The organism is Paraburkholderia sp. (assembly GCF_035656215.1).
GTDB lineage: Bacteria > Pseudomonadota > Gammaproteobacteria > Burkholderiales > Burkholderiaceae > Paraburkholderia.
On record NZ_DASRSY010000325.1, the window covers coordinates 1 to 5,265 of the forward strand.

6 protein-coding genes are annotated in these 5,265 nt (G+C 62.5%); 1 reads left to right on the forward strand and 5 read right to left on the reverse strand.

Going from position 1 to position 5,265, the window contains the following annotated elements; genetic code table 11:
• Positions 1-160: 160 nt before the first annotated feature.
• A complete protein-coding gene (locus VFE81_RS18630) occupies positions 161-796 on the reverse strand; it encodes a LysE/ArgO family amino acid transporter (protein WP_325046003.1) in 636 nt (211 codons plus the stop codon).
• Between the two features lie 97 nt (positions 797-893).
• On the opposite strand from VFE81_RS18630, the gene VFE81_RS18635 reads away from it, so the two are divergent.
• Positions 894-1,787, forward strand: coding sequence for a LysR family transcriptional regulator ArgP (locus VFE81_RS18635; RefSeq protein WP_325046004.1), 894 nt, complete (start codon positions 894-896; stop codon positions 1,785-1,787).
• Positions 1,788-1,812: 25 nt separating this feature from the next.
• Here the strand turns inward: VFE81_RS18635 and VFE81_RS18640 are convergent, their stop codons facing one another.
• The 4 genes from VFE81_RS18640 to VFE81_RS18655 form a co-directional block, all read right to left on the reverse strand.
• Positions 1,813-3,309 carry a SulP family inorganic anion transporter gene (locus VFE81_RS18640; protein ID WP_325046005.1) on the reverse strand — a complete coding sequence of 499 codons (1,497 nt, stop codon included), beginning with the start codon at positions 3,307-3,309 and terminating at the stop codon, positions 1,813-1,815.
• Positions 3,310-3,482: 173 nt separating this feature from the next.
• Positions 3,483-4,109: a carbonic anhydrase gene (locus tag VFE81_RS18645; protein WP_325046006.1), complete on the reverse strand. Its 627-nt coding sequence runs from the start codon at positions 4,107-4,109 to the stop codon at positions 3,483-3,485.
• 31 nt (positions 4,110-4,140) lie between these two features.
• Complete coding sequence (locus VFE81_RS18650) at positions 4,141-4,458, reverse strand: DUF4148 domain-containing protein (protein WP_325046007.1); 318 nt, start codon at positions 4,456-4,458, stop codon at positions 4,141-4,143.
• A gap of 101 nt (positions 4,459-4,559) precedes the next feature.
• On the reverse strand, positions 4,560-5,265 hold a 706-nt coding region (locus tag VFE81_RS18655), incomplete at its 5' end, for a heavy metal sensor histidine kinase (RefSeq protein WP_325046008.1).

Genomic DNA, 5,265 nt, shown 5'->3' on the forward strand with positions numbered 1-5,265 from the left:
CCGTTGCAGTTGCTCGCCTATCACACTGCATTTGCGCGCGGAACCGATGTCGATAAGCCGAGAAATCTTGCGAAGTCGGTCACGGTGGAATGAAGTTCGAGATGTTCGTGCTGGTTGGTGGGGCGTACAACCAGCACGAACGTAAGGCGTCTGCCGGTGTCTATCGTAACTGCGTCACCGCCAGCAGCAACACCATGCTGCCAATCGCACCATCCAGCACGCGCCACGCCGTCGCACGACGAAACAGCGGCGCCAACGCACGCGCGCCGTATCCCAGGCCGACAAACCAGACTCCGCTAACCGCCATCGCGCCGAGCGCGAACGCCACCCGTGCGCCGTCCGGTTCGCGCGCGCCGGCCGTGCCGATCAGCAGGAAGGTGTCGAGATACACGTGCGGATTGAGCCACGTGAAGGCCAGCGTCATCAGGATGATCGGCATGGCGCGTTGCACGGGCGCCGCGCTCGTGCCCGGCGCCGCACCGCTTGCACTGGCATCCATTACCGCATGTCCCGGCCGCACCGCGCGGCGCAGCGCGTTGACGCCGAACCACGCCAGATAGGCGAGCCCGACATACAGCATCGCGTGGACGAAAACTGGATAGCGTTCCACCAGGACCGACGCACCGCCCACACCCGCGCCGATCAGGATGAAGTCGGACAGCGCGCACAGCGCGACGATCTTGCCGACGTGCGAGCGCATGATGCCCTGACGGAGCACAAAGGCGTTCTGCGCGCCGATCGTCACGATCAGCGACGCGCACAGAGCAGCGCCGTGGGAGAAAGACAGCCAATTCATAATCGATCCAGTAGACGGGAGAAGCGAACGAGGCTAGTCTGCGGTTTTGCTTCTCATAAGAGAAGCTAATTTACTTAATGCAGATTAAGGAACGCTAATGCTCGACTATGCGTTGCTCGACGCACTGGCCGCCGTAGTGCGGCATGGTTCGTTCGACCGTGCGGCCAGCGAACTGAATGTGACGCCATCAGCCGTCTCCCAGCGGGTCAAGCTGCTGGAGGAAAGGGTGGGCAGCGTGCTTGTGAAGCGCGGCCAGCCGTGCGTCGCGACCACCTCCGGGGCGCTCCTGTGCCGCCATACCGAACGCGTGCAACTACTGGAAGCGGAGCTGACCGGTCGGCTGCCGGCGCTGCCAGGCGCACTGGTCGAACCATGGCCGGCACTGCGCGTGGCCGTCAACGACGACAGCGTGGGCACCTGGTTTATCGACGCGGTGGCGCAATTCTGTGTGGAACGGGAGATGCTGCTCGATCTGGTGATCGACGATCAGGATCACACCGCGCAGCGGATTCGCGACGGCAGCGTGCAAGGTGCGGTGACCACGCAAGCGGAGCCGGTGCAGGGCTGCCGCTCGACACGCCTCGGGCGCATGCGCTATCTGGCGGTATGCACGCCGGCGTTTCGTGAGCGTCATTTTACCGACGGCGTCACGCGCGAGTCGCTGCGGCGCGCGCCGTGTGTCGATTTCAATCCCAAAGATCAGTTGCAGAAGCGCTTCATGCGCCGCATCACGCGGGCGGAACTCGATCCGCCGTTGCACTGGATTCCGCACGTCGCCGGTTTTCTGCGCGCCTGCGTGACGGGACTTGGGTGGGGCATGTGCCCCGAACGGATGATCGCGCCGCATCTGGCCGGCGGCGAGCTGGTGGACATGGCGCCCGGCAAGCATATCGATGTCGATCTGTACTGGCAGAGCTGGCGGCTGTCGATCGGCTGGCTCGACGATTTCGGCGCGGTGCTGCGCAAACGGGCGACGGAATTTCTCGATTGAGGCAATCGTTTTTGCCGGCCTCGCGTTAGCGGCGCGCCGGCCACTGCTTGTACTCGATGTGCACACCGCAAGTTTTCGCTCGCGACGTATATCGGTCGACCACCTGATGCACATCGTGATCGATATGATCGGCGTGAGTCGCATCGAGAATCAAGGTTGCGCCGGATGGAATCTGCCCGAGATAGTGCTTCAGTTGCGGTGTGCAGAAGAAGGTCGCGCTCTTGTGCACGGTCAGCAGATAGTGGTCGCCGTCGCGCGTGAAACTCAATACGCGGCGCATATTGCGTTCGATCACCAGCACGACGCTCAGCGCGAAGCCTATCGCGATGCCGATCAGCAGATCGGTCGCCAGTACGCCCACGATGGTGCCGATGAACGGCACGACCTGTGCGGACCCCGCCTTACCCATCGACACGAACAATTGTGGCCTGGCGAGTTTGTAGCCGGTATGAATCAGGATCGCCGCGAGGCTCGCGAGCGGAATCATATTGATCACGCCGGTCAACGCGACACAGGCGACCAGCAGTATGACGCCATGAGTCATGCACGACAGGCGGCTGCGCGCGCCAGCATGCACGTTGGCCGCGCTGCGTACCACGACGGCGGTGAGCGGTAAGGCGCCGAGCAGGCCGGCGAGCAGGTTGCCGACGCCCTGGGCTTTCAGTTCGCGATTGGGTGCCGGTTTTTGATGTGCCGGGTCGATCTGCTCCAGCGCTTCGAGACTCAGCAAGGTCTCCAGACTCGCGACGATCGCGATCACCACGGCTACGCGCCATACATCGGGATTGAGCCACTGTGCGAGATTGGGGAATGTGAATGCCTTGCTGAGGGAATCCCACGAGCCCAGTGGCGGCATGGCGACGCGCTGTATCGACGCAAGCGCGCCGTTGGCCGCGAACGTGTCGGCGAGCGCGGTCGCGGCGACGCCGAAGGACACGACAGCGAGCGGCGCGGGAATTGCACGCACGAGGGCGAAAGCACGAAATGCGGGAGTCTCCCACGCGAGGAGAATCGCCAGTGAGACGAGCGTCAGCAACGGTATTGCGACCGATATGCCACCGTTAGCGAATCCTGCCGCCAGCGGTAACTGATTTGCGATCAGCAGAATGCCGATTGCGGCGAGCATGCCGTTGATCACCGGCGGCGGTACGTAACTGGCCAGTTTGCCGGCGCGTAAAAAGCCGAATACCAATTGCAACGCACCCGCCAGCACTAGCGCCGTCAGAAACGCGGAGAAGCTGCCCAGCGTGGCAAGCGCCTGTACGACGATCACCACGAGACCGGCTGCCGGGCCGCTTACGCTGAGCTGCGACCCACTTAGCAGCGCGACCACCAGGCCGCCGATCACGCCGGCGAGAATGCCGGCAAACGGGGCCACGCCCGAGGCGGTCGCAATGCCCAGACACAGCGGTAGCGCGATCAGGAATACGCTGATACCGGCGAGCAGATCAGTGCGCCAGGCCGATGCCGGACAAGCTGGCGGGGAAGCGTCATGTGGGGGAGTGGCGTGAGCGTGAGTCATCGTGAGACTTGCCTCGAAGCTGGGGAGTCGAATTGAGGGAAGACAGCGGCGCTCACAGTGGAGTCGGACCGCCGCATGGGAAGTGCCGGGTTTGGGCGACGATTGCGCTGCCGAGCCGCTTGTGCCGCTTGTGCCGCTTGTGCCGGGTCGCAAGGCGCAAGCGGCTTTGGCGTTCAGCCGATCGCCTCGCGGGCGTCGGCGGCGTTGGCAAGCGCCCACTGCGGATCGGTTAGCGCCTTCAGGCGGCCATCGTGCATCGAAAAGATCCAGCCATGAATCTGCACCGGACGCTGCGCACTTTGAATCAGCGGCATTGCATGCAGTGCTTGCACCTGAGCTAGTACGTTGAGTTCGGCGAGCCGGTCCGCGCGTTCGTCGAAATCCTCCAAAAGACGGAGTTCGGCTGCATGCAGTGCAGCCAGACGGCGGATCGGGTCAATGCGGCGATTGACGTTCGGCAACGCGGCAGCCGGGGGGCGCAATGCCGCTTGCACACCACCGCAGCAATGATGGCCGCATACGACGATGTGTTGTACGCCTAGTACGACGGTTGCATATTCCAGCACGCTCACGAGACTGTCATCATGCTCGCCGACCAGGTTCGCGATGTTTCGATGAACGAAGATCTCGCCGGGCATCGCGCGGGTGACGGCTTCGGGTACGCGGCTATCGGAGCAGCCGAGCCATAACACATTGGGCCGCTGGTTGCTGGCGAGGCGCTCGAAGTAGGCGGGATCGCGGGTGTTGATTTCGTCGGACCAGGCAAGGTTTTCGACCAGCATGCGTTGGGGGTAGGTCATCGGTGATGCTCCTTGTATCGTTGCTTTCGCTTCAGTCCTTGCTGGCCCAGTAACGCTCAAAAATCTGGTAGCGGGTGCGGTTCGCGTCGATGGTTCGCTGGCTCGGAGGGTAATCCGCCTCAGTGGTTGGGATGATCCCCGCGCGGCGCGCATCGACTAGCTCCTTGTGGACTTGTGCGCGTGTTTTTCCGATTCTGTGCGGCTGCTCGGCGGGCACATTTTTCGACGACGGCGGCACGATCCGGTTCGGGTCGTCGGGGGCGGAGATGCTGTCGTCGTTGTAGGCCAGCGCGGATGTAGACAGCGCGCTGGTGAGAAGGGCGGCCAGAGCAATTCGCTTCGATTTCATCTATCTCTCCATGAATGATTTGCATACCGAAGTTGTATTCCGGTATGGATCATTCTGCATGGGAGGCATGAGGCTTCGATGATGACGGGATGATAATTCCGTCATTTTCCTTTATTTTCCTGCCGTTTTCGGAGTCGCCTTCGCTGCACCTTAAGCGCCGGCAATGCGGTGGGCCGCTTCGGAAAACGCAGACTGAATGTGGTGTACACGTGCGGGATGCTCTCGACGCCGCATTCGCCCTGGTGCTCGTTCATGATCGATTTGACGATGGCAAGGCCGAGCCCGGTGCCGCGCGCCGAGTTGTAGCGCGCCGGGTCGACGCGATAGAAGCGGTCAAAGATTCTTTTCAGATGCGGTTCGGCGATGCCGGCGCCGCTGTCGGATACGGATAGCTGAGCGTAACGGATCTGCTCCGCGCAATGCAGTTCGACCACGCTGCCGCGCGGTGCGTGCGTCAATGCATTTGAAACCAGATTGCTCAGCGCGCGCTGCACGAGCAGCACATCGCCTTCAAAGCTCGCTTTACCTGTGACGACGATCTCCACGCCGGCGTCCGCCGCCATACTTTCGTAGTAGCCTGCGACCCGCAACGCTTCACTACGCGCGTCCACTTGTTGTAGTGACAAGCGGCGTTGTGCACTATCGGTGCGGGCAAGGAACAGCATGCTGTCGATCAGGCGCGACAGACGCTGGAATTCGTCCACGCTCGACTCGACCACCGCGCGGTAATCGTCGGCGGAACGGGGTTGCGAGAGTGCGACTTGCGCTTCCGCCAGCAAGTTGGTGAGCGGCGTGCGCATGTCGTGC

Excerpts from the sequence above, each read along its gene's own strand:
- VFE81_RS18650 (WP_325046007.1), bottom strand. The coding sequence starts at position 4,458 with ATGAAATCGAAGCGAATTGCTCTGGCCGCCCTTCTCACCAGCGCGCTG.
- VFE81_RS18635 (WP_325046004.1), top strand. The coding sequence starts at position 894 with ATGCTCGACTATGCGTTGCTCGACGCACTGGCCGCCGTAGTGCGGCAT.
- VFE81_RS18640 (WP_325046005.1), bottom strand. The coding sequence starts at position 3,309 with ATGACTCACGCTCACGCCACTCCCCCACATGACGCTTCCCCGCCAGCT.
- VFE81_RS18645 (WP_325046006.1), bottom strand. The coding sequence starts at position 4,109 with ATGACCTACCCCCAACGCATGCTGGTCGAAAACCTTGCCTGGTCCGAC.
- VFE81_RS18630 (WP_325046003.1), bottom strand. The coding sequence starts at position 796 with ATGAATTGGCTGTCTTTCTCCCACGGCGCTGCTCTGTGCGCGTCGCTG.